Origin of the sequence: Jatrophihabitans sp., assembly GCF_051960575.1 — a bacterium.
Classification (GTDB): domain Bacteria; phylum Actinomycetota; class Actinomycetes; order Mycobacteriales; family Jatrophihabitantaceae; genus JBQCEE01.
On record NZ_JBQCEE010000301.1, the window covers coordinates 12,095 to 30,691 of the forward strand.

An 18,597-nucleotide genomic window follows, 5' to 3' on the forward strand; every position below is an offset into this window, starting at 1 on the left:
GGCATTCGGCCTGGGTATGAGCCGTTCTGGACGGGGGTGCCGGCGATGGCTGGAGTGATTGGTGCAGCGAGCGGCGGTGCACTCAGTGTTGTCTTGTTCGTTGTGCTGCTGCGGTACGGGCTGCGCCGGTCGGCGATTGGGGTGGTGCGGGCGCTGCGCGCTAACCCGGGTCAGCCGTATCGCGTGACGGTCCACAAGTGGGCCATCTCTGTCGGCGCTTGGAACCCCGGTCAGCCATTACGCCGGAACGGGCAGGTATTCGGCGACGGGACAGCGGTATACCGCCTCGTCGACGGCGACCTCGTCGAATTGGTCTGGACGCCCCGCGACGGACACGAGCAGCGCTTCAGCGGCGAGGTCCCGAAGCAGGTGGATGTCGACGGGCCAGCCCACCGTCGCCGTAAAGCCGTTGTGCGGGGCATCCTCGCCGGCTACCTTGCGCTCGCGGCGGCCGGCTTCACGGTCGGCTATCTGGCCAGTTCAGGCACGGCGGCCCACCGCGCCGGCATCGGCTTTGGTGGCGTCTTCTTGGCCATGGCGTCAGTGTGGGTGCTCGTCACCCTGGCCGCCGCCGTACACGGATCTCGATCGGCCCTCTCGACCTCTCGCAGAAGACTCGGCACCTAGTCGGCACCTAGTCGGCACCTAGTCGGCCAACTGGTCAGCCACTTCGTCGGCCCTCGGGGCCGCCGACGAGGTCGGTGTTGACGGGCTCCGCTGCCCGGCGGCGGCGATGGCGCGCAGCGTCTCCCGTGCGTCCGCGTGCCTCGGCCCGCGAGACGCCGACAGCAGCGCGGCTTTGCCGTCGGGCAGGATCACACGAACCGACTGGTCGGTGAGCGCACGCTGCTCGCTCGCGCTGAAGGAGCCGCGCGGCCACGTGGCGACCGCTTTCCCGATCCCGCGCGCGAAAGTCCACTCGTGCAACACCACGGCATCGTCAAGGACGACCGCGAGGACGCGACCTGGCAGGTGGGCGTATCGCTGCTGGTCACGGCGTGCCCAGCCGAGCACGGAGTCGAGCGACCGGCTCACGGCGGACACCTGCCGCCCGTCGGGCAGACGCACCATCGCAGCTCCGGACCCGGCGGCCGCAGCGCCCATGCCGACCGCCAACGCAGCAGCCGTGCTCTGCGGGCTGTACACGTGAAGTAACCCGAAGGCGCGCGGGTTCGACCCGTACGCAGCCACGACCGCACGCCGCTGTCGATCTCGCACGCGCCCGTTCTACCCAGCCGGCCGCCCGTCCACATCAGGAGGCATCACCCTGCGCACGCTCGACAAGGGTTGCGGTCACGGCGGCCCGCCCGTCACACAGCTGACGCCCCCACCCAGCCCGGGGGACGACGCGTCGGACCGCGAGCGCCTACAGACCAGCTCCCGGGGAATCTGCGCAGCGTCATGGCATCTCCCTAGCACTCCCCTAACGTGACGCGAGGCGCCACCTTTCGACCCCGACAGCTCGCCGGTCGACCGGCATCTACCTACCCTCACGCCGACCCGAGCTCGAGCCGCTACCGACCGCGCCAGCGGGCCCGCCCATTTCAAGATCACGGACCCACACACCCGCTGCATCGCCGGTGATGCCGCTGTGAGGTCGCGGTTCGAGGGGGTCGCGGGCAACCGGAAGCCCACCGTTTTCGCGAGGCAATGGCCGCAAGAGTCGATCTTGCATGGTTTTTGACACCTCCGCCCTCGCAGGCGTCGACGTCGGCGGGTCGGACCGTCCTGATCAGCACCGACGGCCGACCGATGTGGCTAGGTAGATGCACCTCGGGAACAACTCACGCCCATATCACCGGCGATGCAAGAGGTGTGTCCATCTTGTTGTAACGAGTTTGAGGGTGTGTCCTCTACGGGTGGCACGTAGACGGCTGAACAGCGCGACGCGCTGGCGCGTGAGCGAGCCCGGCGTCAGGAGGCGGCGGAACGGGTCCGGCGGGAACGGCGCGAGGATGAGGCGGCGGCCCGCCCGGAAACGTCGCTAGCCGTCACCGCGGCGGCCGATAGACCACTTGCGCGCGGCCGGCGACTCAACGGCCAGGAGGTCGCGTGCGGCTGGTGCGGGGGTCCCGTACTGGTCCGGTCGCGCGGGCCGATCCCGAAATGGTGCTCGGCGACGTGCCGGCACCGCGCATGGGAGCAGCACCGCGCCGCCCGTTCCGGCCAAGCCGCAGTCAAGGTCGTCGACCGGCTGGTCGCCGCCGTGCCGGCCGACGGGCCAGGCTGGATCGACCAACTCGAGCTGCTCACCAGTCAACTCTCGGCGCCCGATCCGATCGCCGACCAGCACCTCGACCAGCTGGCCGCCGCACTCCGTACCGCGCTGGCGGCCGTTGTCCGACGCGGCCGTTGGCGGGACTCGGCGCGCGATGCGTGGCGGTACTAGGTCCGGCCGCCTGCCGTCTCTACCTACCTGGCCAGCCCGACCTACCTACGGGCCGACCGATTTCCTACCTACTGGATCTCGTCGACACTGTGTGGTTGTCGATGCCGCAGCGAGCTCGCTCAGTACGCCCTCTGCCCGCCGAGCATGTACGCCTCCATGAGTTGGCGTCCGGCGACGTGCCGCTCACGCATGAGATGCGTATAGACCTCGGCAGTCAGCACTGGCGAGTGGTGCCCGAGGCGCTGCTGCACGTCGAAGATCGTCAGGCCGGCGTCGAACATCAGCGACGCCGCGGTATGGCGGAGCGAGATCCAGGTGATGCGCCGCTCCCCCAGCCCCGCTCGCAGCAATGCGGGTTTGAGCACGTTACGCGAGAAGTTGCTGCGCAGCGGGTGGGTGCCGTTCGGGGTCGTGAACAGAAACCGGTCGCGGTCGCCGGCCGGGGTGTAGCGCCGGATGTGCTCGAGGAGCGCGTCCATCACCGGCTGGGGGCAGGGAACGGTGCGGTGCTCCTCAGTCTTGTTCAGTTCCTCCTCAAAAAGGTGAGCGCCGTTCTGGTTGACCACGATGCGGCCGAAGGCGACCTCTTTGCGCAATGGATTGAGGTCGCATACTCGGAGGCCGATCGCCTCGTTCCAGCGCGGACCGAGCCAGCACCCCATCAGCACCAACGCTTCGTAACGGTCGTTCGTCTTGAGCCCCGCGTACTTCGGACTGTTGTCATGGACGCAGGCGACCAGACGGGCGACCTCCTCCCGGGACAGGACGTCGTCGAAGCTCTTGCGGATGGTCGGTTTGGGCGGCAGCACGATGCACACGTTCGGATCGTGGATGATGCCGTCCTTCACCGCCCGCAGCACTGGGCCGCGGAACAGCGTGTAGCAATGCCGGACCGAGGTCGGCCCCATCTGCCGGCTGAGCTTGGCGATCCAGTCGTCGATGTCCGATGGGCGGATGTCGCACAGCCGCCAGTGCCCCCAGTGCGGCAGCACGTGCAACCGAGCACGTGACGCGTCGGTGTAGACGCGGGTGCGGGCCACACGGCGCGCGGCAAGCCACCGGTCGTAGTAGGTCTGGAACGTCGCCTCGCGCTGCTCGGGTGTGACGTAGGTGCGCCGGCGCAACTGCTGTTCGATCTCGGCCTTCCGGTCCAGCGCGATCTCAGGTGGCCGGCGGGTCGACGTCGATGGGAACCGCTCCCCGCGGTTCACGCCGGACAGGTCGCGGTACCGCAGCTCCCACGCGCCGCGCCGGTAGTTCAGGCTCGCCACGACGAAACCAGTTGATCTTGTACGCATTCTGTACGCAGACGGGCCGACTTTGGCCGACACGGCGCGGTAGCTGCTGACACGAGCTTTCCCTTACGCTGTAGGGGTTTCTCGCTCAGAATGCAGCATCGTCGACGGTTCGCAAAGCTTGCCCTTTTGACCTCCGGAGGCGGGAGCGCAGGTTCGAATCCTGCCGGGGGCACAACACCGCGGGTCCGTGGATTCGCTGAGCGTCGACACCCACTGTTCACGTCCCGTGCCCGGGATGTCCGCCCACGCTCGACACGATGCCCTCCGCCAACCAGTCCAGACGGAGGAATGCATGTCACGTCGTCTCCGTGTCGGCGCCGTCGGTGGAATCGTCACCGTCGGCTCCGCACTGCTCCTGACCGCTCCGACCGGCGCGTTCGCAGCGCCGAACGCACACGGCAACGCATTCCCGGGGCGGCTGCTGCTGTCACGCACCGTCTACACGGCATCGCCCGACTCGATCGTGCCGGGCCGGACGTTGCTCCCGGCGGGGTGCACCACGAACTGCGTGACCGCGGTGGCGGACGGCGGCTATCCCGAGGTGTTCAACAACGAGGCCGTCGACCCGAGCTTCGGCGTCTCGTCCCCCATCCTGCTCGACTCGCTGACGCCGAGCGGCAACACGATCCGCAGCCTCGCGGTCCCGACCGATGCCAGTGGCGACCACCTCGTCACGAGCTTCCCGTCGAAGTCCGAGCTCGGGCTCGATGTGTCGACCGGCGGCGACGCGATCACCTTCATGGGATACGTGGCACCGGTCGACGCCACGGACGTGAGCAACTCGAACACACCCGGTGTCGTCGACCCGACCAACCCGGTCGGCACCGCGTTCTACCGCGCGGTCGCTCGACTCGACCGGCGCGGCGGCGCGCTGAGCTACACCGAGACCAACGCGTACAGCGGCAACAACGGACGCGCCGCCATCCTCGACGACGAGGACGGGCTTTACTACACCGCCGGCAACGCGGGCAACGGCGCCAACCCGCAGCCGGCGGGCGTCATCGCCGGTGCCGGCTCGCAGCTGCTCACGCCCTCGACCCTGCCGGAGAGCGCCCAGACGCCGGGCGCCCCGACGCCGGCCGGCGCCTTCAACATCACCCAGCTCGGCGATAAGGCCGACAAGATCGGCAAGGACACGAACTTCCGCGGTCTGACGATTCACGACGGGGTCGTCTACCTGACCAAGGGCAGTGGCGGCAACGGCGTCAACACCGTCTACTTCATCGACACGACCGGCACCGCCTGCCCGAACGGCGTCGGGCTGCCGGTGCCCGGCGCGCCGCTGCCCACGTCGCCGCTGGCCTACAACCCGGCGACCGTCCAGAAGACGGGGCTGCCCACCAACATGTGCATCCTCAAGGGCTTCCCCACCGCGTTGAAGTCGACGGCGTCCTTCCCGTTCGGCCTGTGGTTCGCGAACGACACCACGCTCTACGTGGCCGACGAGGGCGACGGCGCCGACACCTACGACCCCGCGACCGGCACCTTCACCGCGGCGGCGGCGTCGCACACCGCCGGGCTGCAGAAGTGGGTGCTCACCGACGGCGCGTGGAAGCTCGCCTACACCATCCAGCAGGGCCTCGACCTCGGCCGGCCGTACGCGGTGGACGGCTACCCGACCGGTGACAACCCCGCGACCGGCCTCCCCTGGTCGCCGGCCACCGACGGCCTGCGCACCATCACCGGCGTCGTCAACGACGACGGCACGGTGACCGTCTGGGCAGTCACCTCGACCGTCTCCGGCGCGACGGACGAAGGCGCGGATCCGAACCGGTTGGTGAGGGTCACCGACGCACTCGGCGCCACGACACCCGCCGGCGATGAGTTCAGCACGCTGCGAACCGCCCGTTCGGGCGAGGCGCTGCGCGGCATCGCGTATCTCCCCGCCGGACCCGGCGGCAACTGATCGGACGCCGGTGGGGCCGCCCGGCGCGGCCCCACCGGCGCGGTCGACGCGCACCGCTCAGGCCCGACGCAGGCACTCCTCTCTACCGTCGGCGGCGAAGCGTGGAACGAGGTGAGCCGATGGGTCGGCTGTCGCTGTTGGCGATCCTGGTCTCGTCAGTGGCCTTGGCCTCGTGCTCCAGCGGTGATCTCACCAGCGATGCGATCACCCGGCGGATCGGTGCGCCGAAGTTGTTGGTGATCATGGAGGAGAACCACTCGTGCCAGGACGCAGCACGAGCGATGCCCTTCCTGAGCGGTCTTGGTCGCACGTCCGGGGGCGCGCGGGTCTCCTGCGCGAACTGGTCGAGCTTCGGTCACGGCTCCCTGCACGCGTACATCGATCTGGCCACCGGCGCCGATCAGGGGATCTCCACCGACGGACCACCGGGGACCACGCGGGGATTCGACGGCCCCACCGTGTTCGACCAGGCCATCCACGCCGGTGCGACCGCGAAGATCTACGCCGAGTCGATGCCGTCGAACTGCGCCCCGGACAACACCGCGCTGTATGTCGCTCGTCATAATCCCTGGCCCTACGGCCGGAACCCGACCGTCCGCGCGCACTGTCATCGCGACGACGTGCCCCTCGGCACGACGGCCGGCGGCGCATTGGTCCACGACATCAGATCGGGCGACCTCCCCGACGACGGCTTGATCGTCCCGAACCTGCAGCATGATGCGCACAACGGGTCCCTCGCCGAATCGGACGCCTGGCTGCGGGCATGGATTCCGATCATCGAACGCGGAACGGACTTCGAGACCGGTCGCCTCACCGTCGTCATCACCTGGGACGAACCCGACCTCACCGAGCCGGGGAGCAATCCGGTCGAGACGGTGATCCTCAACAAGGCGCTGACCGGGCAGATCATCGGTGGCAAGACCTACACGCTCTTCAGCCTCACCCGCTGGTACGAGGACGTCACGCATTCGACGCATCTGGCAAGCGCCGCCGCCGCGGCCGACTTGCGGACGGTCCTGCACCTCTGAGTCTCCCGGACGACTGCTCCGGTGGTCGACCTCGAGCGGCGCCGCTGACCCTCGACGCGTTGGATGCGATGAACCGCTCGAACGGCGCTGACGCCGTCGGGACGGCGAGAAGGACCAGCGAGCCGGCCAGCAAGCCGCCGAGGACGTCGGTGACCCAGTGGAAGTCGAGATAGACGGTGCCCACCCCGACGGTCACGGCGACCCACACCGCCATCGCCGTCATCAGTCGTCGCCGTTGGACGGCCAAGGACGCGAGAACGCCGAAGACGACGACCGCGTTCGACACATGACCCGATGGGTAGATGTCTCCCCCGGCAAGCACATCATGCACGCGTGCGGTCTCCCAGGGCCCCCACCGGCCGATCGCCAGTTTGACCGCGCCGACGGAAAGATTGAGCAGAATCAGCGCGACAGCGAGGCGCAGTGCCGGAGTCAGTGACCGGCGACGCCGACAGAGCCAGAGGACGTAGGGCGTCACAGCCAGCGTGATCGGTGCACGCTGCCCGAGCATGACGTAGTCGAGAGCGAACCGGCGGGCGCCCGAGTGACGCTGGGTCAGCGTTGCGGTGCGAGCCCACCGGTCGATCGCCTCGAGCGGCGACCATCCCACCACCACCGCGACCGTGATCGCCACGTAGAGCGTCAGGACGAAGCCGAACGTCGTGGCCCGCGCGTGGACCCGCAGGCGTCGCGCCAACGCAGGGAGACAGCGATGGGGTGAGCGACGGATGGGCGCCGCTCGCCATGACCTCACGACTTCATCCTTCCGACCTCCAAGAGCTCGCCTTTCGGTCGCGCAACGTGTTCATGTGGCGTGCACGTGATCCCGACGGCTCCGGCGCTGCGTCGATCGGCAGTGCTCACTGCCCACTGCCGATGGCGGCGATGCCGCGTTGCCGATCGGGCTGCCGCTCCAGCCAGTGACGCTGCTCGTGCGGAGGTTCCACCAGCCGAGGAGCGCTCCGACCGCGAAGCCGATCGCGCAGCGCTTCATGCCTGCAACCGTGCCCGTGCGAGTTGACCGGCGCCTGAACGTCGCAGCGATGCGCCTGACGCGGCAGGACGCCTGAGCGTCCACGCGGCGGTTCCTGAACGGGACCTCACCACGAGGGCGGAGACCCCGGCGTCGGCGTCGCCGCCGCACTAGCGTGGGGCGAGATCGACTTCTGGCAAGACTTGCATCAGGGAACCGTTGGGGATGCGCCCGTGCACCACGTCGTCGGCAGGACCTCGCTGATCCGGCTGGCCGTGGTCGCGGTTGTCGTCTCTTCGGTGTGGTGGTGCTTCGCGGCGTCCTCCACGCCGGCCGATCTTCGGACGTTGCTGGTCGCGGGGCGCGCCATCGCCCAGGGTGAGACGCCGTACGTGGGCGTCGGGTCATCGGTGTTCCTCGCCGGGCATGCGTTCGTCTATCCATGGCTGACGGCGCTGCCGTTCGTGCCGCTCGCTGCCATGTCGTGGGCCGCGGCGTATGCGCTCTTCTTCTTCCTCAGCGCGCTCGCCGTCCTCGGCGGTGTCCGCCTGGCGCGTCCCGGCGTCGCGTGGTCGGTGTCGCTCGGCGTCCTGCTGCTCGAGCCGACGATCCGCGGCCTGCAACTCGGCACCCTCAACGCATGGCTGTTCCTGCTGCTCGCGCTCGCCTGGCGCTTCCGGCGAAGACCCGCCGTTCTCGTCACTGCACTCGCGGCAGCCATCATCGCCAAGCTGTTCCTGCTTCCCATGCTCGTGTGGCTGATCGGCTCAGGACGTCGGCGGTCAGCCGCGTCCACCGCTGGTCTGGTGCTGGCGGGCGTGGTGGCCGGATGTGCCTTCGCGGAACAGTCGCTCGGCACGTACGAGCACCTGGTGAACGCGCTGAGCGCGCACGAATCGACGCACAGTTCGTCGCTCGTGGCGTTGCTCGCCAGCATCGGGATCACCGGCGCACCTGGTGCCGTCGCGGCACTCGGCCTCGCCGCGCTCGGCATCGCTGCGGCATGGCGCTGGAGCCGCACTCGCGGCGACGAGCGGCTGCTGTTCTGCGGTTGCGTGGTGGCGTCGGTCGCGGCGTCGCCGATCGTGTGGAGCCACTACTTCCTGCTGCCGATGATCGTCCCCGTGCTGTTCGGGTGGCGTCCGACCTCGGTGTTCGCCGTGGTCGCGGCGTCGTGGCTGATCGCGGTGCCGTCCGGGTTGCCGGCCCTGCTGCGTTGGCAGCGGTACCTGCACCCATTCCCTGGCTCGAGTTGGCTGCTAGCCGCCGCCATTGCCTGCCTCGTCGCGGGGTGGAGATGGCGCGCACATTCTCAGCCGCCTGTTCGCAGGTGTCCACCATCGTGCGGTGTCGATCAAGTGATGACGAGTGGAACGGTGACGAATGATCTCTGACCCCGTGGTGCCGCGTCCGGAGACCCGACGGGTCGCTGTCAAGGTGCCGGCGCTGGTGGCGCTGTTCTGGGTCACGAAGGCCCTGACGACGGCGTTCGGTGAGTCGACCTCGGACTGGTCCGTGCATGCGGTCGCTGCCCAGGCGGCGGTGGTGGCGGGCTTCGTCGCCTTCTGCGTCGCGCTCGGGATCCAGCTGCGCGCCGCGACGTACTCGCCATGGCGCTACTGGCTGGCCGTCAGCATGGTCGGGGTCTTCGGCACCATGGCCGCCGACGTCCTGCACGTGGGTCTCGGCCTGCCCTATCAGGCATCGGGCGTGTTGTTCGCGGTGACCCTCGGTGTCGTCTTCGCCGTCTGGTACCGCGTCGAAGGCACCCTGTCGGTGCACGCGATCACCACCCGGCGCCGCGAGTTGTTCTACTGGGCCGCCGTCGTCACCACCTTCGCGCTGGGCACCGCGGTCGGCGACCTGACCGCCATCGTGTTCCGCCTCGGCTACGCCGACTCGGCAGTGCTGTTCGCCGGACTGATCTGTCTTCCTGCGCTCGCCTATCGGTTCGGACGGCTCAGCGGCGTGGCGGCGTTCTGGACCGCATATGTGCTGACACGACCGCTCGGCGCATCGGTCGCCGACTGGTTCGGCAAGAGCCGGCACGACGGCGGCCTCGGCGTCGGCTCGGGCACGACCGCGCTCGTGCTCGGCGCGTTGATCATCGCAAGTGTCGGCTACCTCGCCATGACGAAAGCGGATGCTCCGACGACAGCAGGGGATGCTCGACGACGGCCGGCACCTCGACCGGTGTCGAGCGAAGCCGTCCTACCCGACCTCGGTTGAGCACGAGCGAAGCAGCGATCACCAGGACGGCCAGGCCGGCGGCGACGTACCTTCGCCCAGACGGACCCACGCCTGGCGGGAGAGCAGCAGCCCCGCGGTCAGCACCGTCGTCACGGGGCCGACGCCGTTGTCGCCTCCTCGTCGACCGCAGCGTTCCCTGTCACCCTGACCACGACCTGCTCGTTGTCATGGGTGTACGCCAGGTACTCGAAGCCCGCGCCGGTCCGTTCAACGAACTCCTGCCAGGCGCGGTGCTCGCCGTCCCCGTGCCAACCCGGGTAGTTGAAGTACTCGTCGAAGACGATCACCGTCCCCGCGACCAACCGGTGCCGGAGGCGGTCCAGGACGAAGGCCGTGGACGAGTACAGGTCCGCGTCCAGATGCAGGAACGCCACCGGCCCGGGATGAGTTTCTAGGAACGACGGCAGGGTCTCGGCGAACAGCCCGGGGACGAGGGTGGCGCCTGGAACCTCCGGCAGCACGTCCTGGGCGAAGGCGCCGGCCGCGAACCCCGGGCGCCAGTCCTCGGGCAGCCCGGTGAAGACGTCGAAGCCGACGATCTCGCGGCCGGGCAGCGCGTCGGCGATGATCCGCAACGTGGTGCCGGAGGCGACGCCGAACTCCAGCATTAGCCCGTCGACGGAGACCTGGCCGAGCGCGTACCGCAAAGTCTCATGGGGATGCCCGAAGTGGCGCGCATGTCGGAGTTCGCGATGCACGAACTCGGCCGTCGTGGCGACCGCTGCGACCTCCGCCGCGTAGAAGACGTCCCGGCGCTGCCTGATCTCCAGCGCGCGAAGGTTCCGCCCGAGCCGGTCGAGCGACGCCCGCACGGGCTCGAGCTGCGCGGACACGCGCGCGTCGACCACCTGCGTCAGCGTCCGGGTGAATCGATCCCGCCACCGGCCGAACATCCGCGCCACGACACGCGCCCTTCCCGGGTCCGCTTTCGAGAGACCGTCGAGCCCGACGGAGCGTATCGGACGAAACGGCGACGATCGGCTCGGCACCGAGGCCCTCCGGGGCTCGAAGGGTTCCGGCGGCGTCGCCGACAGCTGCGTGGGTCGACATCGACGGGTTCCGACCGATTCGTCGGGGCCCTTCGAGTGACGTTCGGACGGCGACCCGGCGCGTGGTTCGCGGGTGCCGGCCACGGGTGCTAGAACGCCACGGTGAGCGAGCGCGCGACAGGCCCGTCGATCCCACCAGGCACCGAGATCGTGCTGCGGGCGACGACCCCCGGTTGCACCACCGACTGCCTGCGGCACCGTGAGGGCCGCGCCGTGCTGTCACCGCTCACGCGCGACAGCGCGCCACTCGATCGCAGTGATGCCACCTGGGTGGTGCGGCGCGGCCTGGCCGGGGGCCCGACGTCGTCGCTCGAGTCACGGAACTTCCCCGGCCACTTCCTGCGGCACCGTGGCGGCAGGCTCGTGCTCGACCGCAACGACGGCGGCGCCCTGTTCGCGCAGGACGCCAGCTTCTCGGTCGAGGCCGGACGCAGCGGGCAGGGCGTCTCGCTGGCATCGGTCAACTTCCCGGACCACTTCGTGCGCCACTTCGCGGGCGAGGTCTTCATCGCCGGTGACGGCGGGCCGGAACCGTGGGCCGCGCGGCCGTCATGGGCCGACGACGTCACCTGGCTCGCGCAGCCCGCCTGGCGCGCCTGACGGGTCTCGGTCGCCGGCCGCGTCGTCGGCGTCGAGCAACCGCGCGAGCAACGTCTCGACCCGGGCCCGGATCTCGTCACGCACCTGGCGCACGACCTCGATCGGCTGTCCTGCGGGATCGGTCAACACCCAGTCCTCGTACCGGACGCCGGGGAAGACCGGGCAGACGTCGCCACACCCCATCGTCACCGCGACATCGGCCTGGTCGACCGCGTCCGGCGTGAGCAGCTTCGGGTGCTCGGCGGTGATGTCGATGCCGACCTCGCGCATCGCCTCGACGGCCTGCGGGTTGATCCGGTCGGCGGGCTGCGACCCGGCCGAGCGCACCTCGACCCGGTCGCCGGCGAGGGCGGTGAGCCAGCCGGCGGCCATCTGCGAGCGGCCCGCGTTGTGCACGCAGACGAACAGGACGGTGGGCCGGTGGTCGGTCATCGGATGTCCTCGATCGGGTCGGGCACCCCGGCGCGCGCCGGGGCGGTCGGATAGAGCGCACGCACGACAAGCAGGCCGATCGCGCCGCCGACGACCTGCGCCAGCACGAACGCCGCGACCGAGGCGGGGGCGATGCCGGCGAAGCTGTCCGAAAACATGCGCGCGACGGTCACGGCCGGGTTGGCGAACGACGTCGAGCTGGTGAACCAGTACGCGGCGAGGATGTAGCCGCCCACGGCCAGGGCGACGCGCTCGGACCGACCCGACCGCACGGCGCCGAAGACCACCACGAGCAGACCGAGCGTCGCGACCACCTCCCCCAGCCACAGTCCCGCACCCGAGCGGTGATGGGTCGACAGGTCGACGGCGGCCCGGTCGAACATCAGGTTGGCGACGACCACGCCGAGGAAGCCGCCGAGGAACTGGGCGGCGGCGAGCCGCAGCGCGTCGGCCGTCGAAAGCTGGCCGGTGCAGCGCTCGACCGCGGTGACGATCGGGTTGAACGCGGCCGACACGGGCTGCAGCGCGAGGATCAGCGCGACGAGGGCACCGCCGGTGATCACGCTGTTCTCGAGCAGTTGCAGCCCGACGTCGTGCGGCGACAGGCGGGTGGCGGCGATGCCCGAGCCGACGACGGCGGCGACCAGGAAGGCGGTGCCGACGAACTCGGCCAGCGCCCGGCGTCCGAGGTCGGTCACGGTGCCGTCGGGCCGATCAGGTCGGCCACGCCGCGCAGCGCGTCGGTCCGGGCGCGGTAGTAGACCCAGGCGCCACGCTTGTCGCGGTCGAGCAGCCCGGCGTCGTGCAGCACCTTGAGGTGGTGACTGATCGTCGGCTGCGAGAGGTCGAAGGCGTCGTTCAGGTCGCACACGCACGCCTCGCCGTCCGCGTGTGACGCGATGAGCGAGAGCAGCCGCAGCCGCACCGGGTCGGCCAGCGCCTTGAGCAGTGGCGCGATGCGCTCGGCGGCGTCCTGGCTCAGCGGTTCGCGCGACAGCGGCGAGCAGCACGCGACCGTCTCGAGCGGCGTGAGCAGCGGCAGGGACTTCGACATGCGTCGATATTGACAGACATCGATGGACAGTGCCACCGTGACACGGAACCACATCGACGATCGTCGATGTCTTGACCGAGGAGGACTCCCGTGGAGCGTCTGCAGCTCGCCCTCAATGTCGACGACCTGGACGCGTCGATCGCCTTCTACAGCAGGCTCTTCGACACCCCGCCGGCGAAGGTGCGGCCGGGCTACGCCAACTTCGCGGTGGCCGTGCCGCCGCTCAAGCTCGTCCTGATCGAGAACCCGGGGCACGGTGGATCGCTGAACCACCTGGGCATCGAGGTCGACGACGTGCCGCGCGTCGACGCGGTGCAGCGCCGTCTCACCGGCGCCGGCCTGGCGTCGACGGACGAGCGCGGCACGACGTGCTGCTACGCCGCGCAGGACAAGTTCTGGGTCGAGGACACGCCGGACGGTGAGCGCTGGGAGGTGTACACCGTGCTCGTGGACTCCCCCACCTTCGCGGCGACGCCGGCCGCGGGCGCGGGGACGACGACCTGCTGTTGAGCCGTCCGCGCGAGGTCGACCCGGTTCGGTCGTACCCGAGAGTCCGCTGAGCCCTCGAGCGTGATGCACAGGGCCGACCGGGGACGGTCGGGGAACATCCTGGACGACGCGCTCCGCTGCAGGGCGGGCGCCCGACGGCGACGGGAGCGGCATGGACCAGCCCAGTCCGCCCCGCACTGCCGCCTGGCCGCGGGGCGCGCGGGTGACGTGTGCTGTGCTCGGTGCCCTGGTCGTGGCCCTCGGACTCACGACCGTCGTGGTCGTGCGCCGGGCGCCGTCCGAGCCCCGCGCCGCCGCGGCACCGCTGCACTCGACGGGCGCGCGGCCCGCACGGCCGCGATCGGCCGACGTGTCGGCCAGCGCGATGCCGGTGTCGACCGTCGCGGCCGAGCAGACCATGGTGGGGCCGCTGTTCCGGCGCGGGCTGGGTGGCACCCACTCGTGCACGGCCATCGTCGTCGCGTCGGGCAGTGGCGACACCGTGCTCACCGCCGCGCACTGCGTGTCCGGTTCGGCGCGCGGCTGGCTCTTCGCGCCCGGGTACGACCGGGGCGCGACGCCGAAGGGCGTGTGGACGGTGACGGGGCAGTACGTGCCGACGGGCTGGCTCGACGGCGAGGCGGACGCGGACGACTTCGCGGTGCTGACCGTCGCCGACCGGACGGTCGGCGGCCGGCGCGTCTCGCTCGCGTCGGTCACGGGCGCCGCCGGGCTCGGCACGACACCGCCGTCGGGCACGGAGGTGCGCGTGGTCGGCTACAACGCCGGTCGCGAGGACACCGCCGCCACCTGCGTCGTCCCGCTGCGGTCGGCGCGCGGCCACCCGACCCTCTCCTGCCACGGCTTCCGTGGCGGCAGCAGCGGCAGCCCCTGGCTGCTCGCCGACGCCGCTGCACCGACCGTCGTCGGTCTCATCGGCGGTCGGCACCACGGCGGGTGCACCGAGTTCACCTCGCACTCGCCGGTGTTCACCGCGGCCGTCGCGGCGCTCGTGCAGCGGGCCGCCGCCGGCGGCAGGCCGGACGACGTGCCGAGGGCCGGCAGCGACGACTGTCCCAGCGGCTGACCGTGCCCCTGACGACCTGCCGGCCGTCGGCAGTCGGGCCGGCGACGTCCAGGACGGCGAGGGACGGCTCAGGACGACGCGGTCAGTACGGCGAGGTGCGGGCGACGTCGAGCGCGCGCTGCTGCAGCCACGGCGCAGCCTGCCGGTACAGCCACGGCCGGCCGAACCAGAGGTAGCCGTCGCACCACGCGCGGGCCGCGGTGACGGCCGCCGCCGACAGGTGCCAGGCCGGTTTGGCGACGTCGGTGGTCGGCGGGATGCCGAGCGTCACGCAGCGCACCTGACTGCGCGTCTGGCAGGTCTCGGCGTTGTCGAAGTCGCCGTGCGGGTGGGCCGCCCAGTACTGCAGCCACGTGAAGGGCCGCCCGGTGTCGGCGGTGTTCACGACGAAGTGCTTGCCGGGGATGCCGAGCTTGGCGAGGGCGGCGACCACCTGGCCGCCGTGGACGTCGTTGTCGGCGGTGGCCGTGTAGTGCGTCGCCGACAGGGCGAAGCCGCGGATGTACTGGACACCGGCCGCCTTGAGCATGGTCGCGGCCTGCGCGGGTGTCAGCCAGTCCGAGGCGGCGGCGTCGAGGTAGACCGACGTGTGCGGCAGCGCGCCGAGTGCGCGGGCCGCGTAGCGCGCGAGCGCGAAGCGGATCGCCGACCCCGGCGCCTTGTACGCGATCGCCTCGTCCGGCTCGAGCACGACCGCGACGCGCGACGAGCCGATGCCCTGCACGGCGGCGTCCACCCACTGCTTGTAGTGCGTCTGGTCGGCGGCGCTGAGCGGCTTCGACAGCGCACCCTCGCCGTACGGCCAGAGGTTGAACAGCGCCAGCTGCACGAGCACCGACGGGTCGCCCTGCTGCTCGTTGGCGATGTACGAGCGCAGCGCCGACGCGACGCTCGACACCTGCGTCCACGACCCGAACCACCGCACCCGCGGGCGCAGTGCGATCTTGGCGAGCAGCGCCTGCTGCGTGCCGGTGGCCGCCTGGTAGGCGGGCCAGATGTTGTCGGCGGTGCCGGTGAAGACGCCCCAGCGGCCGCCGGCGAGCGGGTTGCCGGTCGTGGTGGCGCCGGCGGGTGCCGTGGCACTCGCGGCGACGCTCAGGGCGGCGGCCGCCGCGACGACGGCGGCGAGCAGACGGCGGGCCGGACGGCGGCGATGCGGCATGGGTGGATCTCCGGGCGGCGACGAGGCACGAGCAACGGCCCGCGGGCCGCTCCCGTCCTGATCGGCAGGCCGGGCCGGAACCCAAGTGGTCGCCCGCCCGTGCCGGGTTCGGCAGGATGGGCGGCGTGTACGAGATCGCCGAGCAGGTGCAGCGCTGGTCGTCCGAGGGACGCGCGGTGCACGTCGCGCAGGTCGTGGCCGTCAGCGGGTTCGGGTCGAGCGAGCCGGGGGCCGCGCTCGCCTGGACCGACGGCGCGACCCCCGCCGGCGCGCTCCCCGCCGGCGTGACACCCGACCGCCTCGACCGCAGCGGCCTGGGCACGGTGGCGATCGGCGCCGACGAGGCGGCGGCCGTCGGGCTCGCGTGCGCGGGCTCGGTGACCGTGCTGGTGCAGCCGGCCTCGGCGCTGCCCGACGAGGCGTGGACGCGCCTGGCCGCGCGCGAGCCGCTCTGCCTGGTGACCACGATCGACCCGAGCGGCACCACGGCGACCCGGGTGTTCACGCCGGCGACGATCGCCGGCGCCTTCCCGTTCGGGGACGAAGTGCCGCGGCTGTTCGCCCGGGGCGTCACCACCACCGCTGTGCTCGAGCGTGACCCGCGGCTGGTCGTCACCGCGCTGTGGCCCGTGCCGGCGCTGCTCGTCGTCGGCGACGGCCTGATCGCCGACGCGCTGCGCGGTGTGGGCGCGCTGCTCGGCTGGACGGTGCAGGTCACGAACGACACCACCGCGGCCGTCGCTGCGGCGGGCGACCTGCGCGCCGCGGACGCGATCGTCGTGCTCAGCCACGACCGCGGCGTCGACGGCCCGGCCCTGGCGGCCGCACTCGCCGGCGACGCGGGCTACGTCGGCGCGCTCGGCTCGCGCCGCACGCAGCAGGCGCGCCGCGACTGGCTCACCGAGCACGGTGTCGACGACGCGGCCAAGGCACGCATCCACGGCCCCGCCGGGCTCGACATCGACGCGCACACGCCCGGTGAGATCGCGGTGTCGATCGCGGCGGAGATCCTCGCCGTGCGCGCGGGTTCGAGCGGCGGCTCGCTGCGCGAACGCGGCGGGCCGGTGCACCGCGCGGGTGTGCAGGCTCCCCCGCCGCGGTACTGACCGGCGGCTGAGACCGTCCGTTTCAAGGCCTTCGGGCGCCCTTGCGCTGGCTTGGGTGGAGGTGCAGCATTCGCCCTCGGCCGGTGCATCCGCGCCGGCATCTGACCCGAGGAGCGCATCCATGCAGCTCGAGCAGCACCACCGCCGCCGGATCGCGGTCGCCACCGCGGCCGTCCTGGCGACGACCGCCGTCGCGGCCGGCACCACCGCCACGGCCTCGGCCACCGCGGCAGGGGGCCGCAGCGCCCACACCGTCCGTCCCGTGCCCGCGGCCACCGGCCACGTGCTCGCCGCGAACCTGACCTTCCCGCCCGACACCGCCTACTGCCAGGCCAACCTCGGCATCAGCTGCTACTCGCCGCTGCAGTACCAGCAGGCCTACGACCTCAAGCCCCTCTACGCGCGCGGCGTCACCGGTGCCGGCCGCACGATCGCGATCGTGGACGCCTTCGGCTCGCCGACCATCGCGCAGGACCTGCACGTCTTCGACCAGACCTACGGCCTGCCCGACCCCGACCTGCAGATCATCCAGCCCGCGGGCACCGTGCCGCCGTTCGACAACACCGACGGCACGCAGCTCGGCTGGGCGACCGAGACCACGCTCGACGTCGAGTACGCCCACGCCATCGCGCCGGACGCGAAGCTCCTGCTGGTCGAGACGCCCGTCGCCGAGACCGAGGGCATCACCGGCTTCCCCGAGATCGTGCAGGCCGAGAACTTCGTCATCGACCACCACCTCGCGGACGTCATCACGCAGAGCTTCGGGGCCACCGAGGAGACCTTCCCCTCGACGCAGTCGCTGCTCGCGCTGCGCTCGGCGTTCATCAACGCGAAGCGGCACGGGGTCACGGTGCTGGCGTCGTCCGGCGACACCGGGGTCACGAACTACACCTCCGACGGGTCGTCGCTCTACCCGAACCCGGTCAACTCGTGGCCGTCGAGCGACCCGCTCGTCACCAGCATCGGTGGCACGCAGCTGCACCTCGACGCCGCGGGCAACCGCATCGCGCCGGACCAGGTCTGGAACGACGGCTACGGCGCCGCCGGCGGCGGGCTCAGCCACGTCTTCGCCCGCCCGCCGTTCCAGAACCGCGAGCGGTCGATCGTCGGCGCCAGCCGGGGCACCCCGGACATCTCGATGTCCGCGGCCGTCGACGGCGGCGCGGTCTTCTACTACAGCTTCCAGCCCGGACGCGTCGGCTGGCACATCGTCGGCGGCACGAGCGAGGCGTCGCCGCTCTTCTCGGGCATCGTCGCGCTCGCGGCACAGGTGGCCGGCCACCGGCTCGGCACCATCAACAACGCGATCTACGACGGCATCCACGGGCGCGCGCGGCAGGGCGTCGTCGACGTGACGACCGGTGACATCTCCTTCGGCGGGGTGACCGGCCCGGCGGCGACGACCGGCTACGACCTGGCCTCCGGCTGGGGCACGGTCGACGCGGCGCGGTTCGTGCCGGCGCTGGCCGCCGCGGCCGGGTAGCCGCACCAGCGTGATCGACACCCGTTCCGACCGGCCTGCACCGGCTCGGACGGGTGTCGATCACGCACTGCTGCCAGACGGGAGCACCAGGCTGACCCTGGTGCCCTCGTCCAGCACGCTCTCGACCTGGAGACGGCCGCCCATCGCCTCGGTGAGGCCGCGGGCCAGCGGCAGCCCGAGCCCGATGCCCTCGTCGGAGTCGCGGCCGAGCCGGTCGAACGGCGTGAAGAGCCGGTCGAGGTGCTCGGGCGCGATACCCGGCCCGGTGTCGGTGACGGTGATCCGCACCGT

Annotated in this window: 19 protein-coding genes and 1 pseudogene; 11 read left to right on the forward strand and 9 right to left on the reverse strand. The window is 71.2% G+C overall.

The genetic code is table 11. The features are described from left to right. Positions 1-45 precede the first annotated feature (45 nt). A complete protein-coding gene (locus ACTHMS_RS16730; protein ID WP_440307795.1) occupies positions 46-627 on the forward strand; it encodes a hypothetical protein in 582 nt (193 codons plus the stop codon). A gap of 18 nt (positions 628-645) precedes the next feature. On the opposite strand, the gene ACTHMS_RS16735 is transcribed toward ACTHMS_RS16730, so the two are convergent. Then, complete coding sequence (locus tag ACTHMS_RS16735; RefSeq protein WP_440307796.1) at positions 646-1,071, reverse strand: hypothetical protein; 426 nt, start codon at positions 1,069-1,071, stop codon at positions 646-648. Positions 1,072-2,206: 1,135 nt separating this feature from the next. Between ACTHMS_RS16735 and ACTHMS_RS16740 the strand changes: the two genes are divergently transcribed. Next, positions 2,207-2,389 (forward strand): hypothetical protein, encoded by a 183-nt coding sequence (locus ACTHMS_RS16740; RefSeq protein WP_440307797.1) that lies wholly within the window; start codon positions 2,207-2,209, stop codon positions 2,387-2,389. 119 nt (positions 2,390-2,508) lie between these two features. Here ACTHMS_RS16740 and ACTHMS_RS16745 read toward each other — a convergent pair whose 3' ends face one another. Next, positions 2,509-3,660: a tyrosine-type recombinase/integrase gene (locus ACTHMS_RS16745; RefSeq protein ID WP_440307798.1), complete on the reverse strand. Its 1,152-nt coding sequence runs from the start codon at positions 3,658-3,660 to the stop codon at positions 2,509-2,511. A gap of 319 nt (positions 3,661-3,979) precedes the next feature. Here ACTHMS_RS16745 and ACTHMS_RS16750 point away from each other — a divergent pair, with 319 nt between their 5' ends. Then, entirely contained in the window at positions 3,980-5,593 is a 1,614-nt protein-coding gene (locus ACTHMS_RS16750; protein ID WP_440307799.1) for a hypothetical protein, read from the forward strand. Between the two features lie 119 nt (positions 5,594-5,712). Beyond that, a complete protein-coding gene (locus ACTHMS_RS16755) occupies positions 5,713-6,621 on the forward strand; it encodes an alkaline phosphatase family protein (RefSeq protein WP_440307800.1) in 909 nt (302 codons plus the stop codon). Here ACTHMS_RS16755 and ACTHMS_RS16760 read toward each other — a convergent pair. Next, positions 6,554-7,318 (reverse strand): phosphatase PAP2 family protein, encoded by a 765-nt coding sequence (locus tag ACTHMS_RS16760; protein ID WP_440307801.1) that lies wholly within the window; start codon positions 7,316-7,318, stop codon positions 6,554-6,556. The two genes, ACTHMS_RS16755 and ACTHMS_RS16760, sit on opposite strands and share 68 nt — an antisense overlap. 509 nt (positions 7,319-7,827) lie before the next feature. Between ACTHMS_RS16760 and ACTHMS_RS16765 the strand changes: the two genes are divergently transcribed. Beyond that, on the forward strand, positions 7,828-8,988 hold the full coding sequence (locus ACTHMS_RS16765) for a glycosyltransferase 87 family protein (RefSeq protein ID WP_440307802.1): 1,161 nt from the start codon (positions 7,828-7,830) through the stop codon (positions 8,986-8,988). Further along, the gene (locus ACTHMS_RS16770; protein ID WP_440307803.1) at positions 8,978-9,823 is read left to right on the forward strand and encodes a COG4705 family protein; all 846 of its coding nucleotides are present in this window, start codon (positions 8,978-8,980) and stop codon (positions 9,821-9,823) included. Before ACTHMS_RS16765 ends, ACTHMS_RS16770 begins: the two co-directional genes overlap by 11 nt. 110 nt (positions 9,824-9,933) lie before the next feature. Here ACTHMS_RS16770 and ACTHMS_RS16775 read toward each other — a convergent pair whose 3' ends face one another. Next, complete coding sequence (locus ACTHMS_RS16775; protein ID WP_440307804.1) at positions 9,934-10,692, reverse strand: class I SAM-dependent methyltransferase; 759 nt, start codon at positions 10,690-10,692, stop codon at positions 9,934-9,936. Positions 10,693-10,995: 303 nt separating this feature from the next. Here ACTHMS_RS16775 and ACTHMS_RS16780 point away from each other — a divergent pair, with 303 nt between their 5' ends. Beyond that, complete coding sequence (locus tag ACTHMS_RS16780) at positions 10,996-11,493, forward strand: AbfB domain-containing protein (protein ID WP_440307805.1); 498 nt, start codon at positions 10,996-10,998, stop codon at positions 11,491-11,493. A gap of 33 nt (positions 11,494-11,526) precedes the next feature. Here the strand turns inward: ACTHMS_RS16780 and ACTHMS_RS16785 are convergent. From ACTHMS_RS16785 to ACTHMS_RS16795, 3 genes and pseudogenes are all read right to left on the reverse strand, one after another. Further along, positions 11,527-11,925, reverse strand: a pseudogene (locus tag ACTHMS_RS16785) (arsenate reductase ArsC); the annotation flags it as partial. Next, entirely contained in the window at positions 11,922-12,623 is a 702-nt protein-coding gene (locus tag ACTHMS_RS16790; protein WP_440307806.1) for an aquaporin, read from the reverse strand. The pseudogene ACTHMS_RS16785 and the gene ACTHMS_RS16790, both read right to left, overlap by 4 nt. Further along, the gene (locus ACTHMS_RS16795) at positions 12,620-12,979 is read right to left on the reverse strand and encodes a metalloregulator ArsR/SmtB family transcription factor (RefSeq protein WP_440307807.1); all 360 of its coding nucleotides are present in this window, start codon (positions 12,977-12,979) and stop codon (positions 12,620-12,622) included. The genes ACTHMS_RS16790 and ACTHMS_RS16795 overlap by 4 nt, the downstream gene beginning before the upstream one ends. A 90-nt stretch (positions 12,980-13,069) precedes the next feature. Between ACTHMS_RS16795 and ACTHMS_RS16800 the strand changes: the two genes are divergently transcribed. Beyond that, on the forward strand, positions 13,070-13,489 hold the full coding sequence (locus ACTHMS_RS16800) for an ArsI/CadI family heavy metal resistance metalloenzyme (protein ID WP_440307808.1): 420 nt from the start codon (positions 13,070-13,072) through the stop codon (positions 13,487-13,489). A 202-nt stretch (positions 13,490-13,691) separates the two neighbouring features. After that, positions 13,692-14,555: a trypsin-like serine peptidase gene (locus ACTHMS_RS16805; RefSeq protein WP_440307809.1), complete on the forward strand. Its 864-nt coding sequence runs from the start codon at positions 13,692-13,694 to the stop codon at positions 14,553-14,555. An 82-nt stretch (positions 14,556-14,637) separates the two neighbouring features. Here the strand turns inward: ACTHMS_RS16805 and ACTHMS_RS16810 are convergent, their stop codons facing one another. Continuing rightward, entirely contained in the window at positions 14,638-15,717 is a 1,080-nt protein-coding gene (locus ACTHMS_RS16810) for a glycoside hydrolase family 6 protein (protein WP_440307810.1), read from the reverse strand. A 125-nt stretch (positions 15,718-15,842) separates the two neighbouring features. Here ACTHMS_RS16810 and ACTHMS_RS16815 point away from each other — a divergent pair, with 125 nt between their 5' ends. Both ACTHMS_RS16815 and ACTHMS_RS16820 read left to right on the forward strand, forming a co-directional pair. Continuing rightward, the gene (locus ACTHMS_RS16815; RefSeq protein WP_440307811.1) at positions 15,843-16,823 is read left to right on the forward strand and encodes an XdhC family protein; all 981 of its coding nucleotides are present in this window, start codon (positions 15,843-15,845) and stop codon (positions 16,821-16,823) included. A gap of 121 nt (positions 16,824-16,944) precedes the next feature. Next, positions 16,945-18,306 carry a S53 family peptidase gene (locus tag ACTHMS_RS16820; RefSeq protein WP_440307812.1) on the forward strand — a complete coding sequence of 454 codons (1,362 nt, stop codon included), beginning with the start codon at positions 16,945-16,947 and terminating at the stop codon, positions 18,304-18,306. Positions 18,307-18,366: 60 nt separating this feature from the next. Here ACTHMS_RS16820 and ACTHMS_RS16825 read toward each other — a convergent pair. Then, the coding region (locus ACTHMS_RS16825; RefSeq protein ID WP_440307813.1) for a sensor histidine kinase at positions 18,367-18,597 on the reverse strand (231 nt) is incomplete at its 5' end.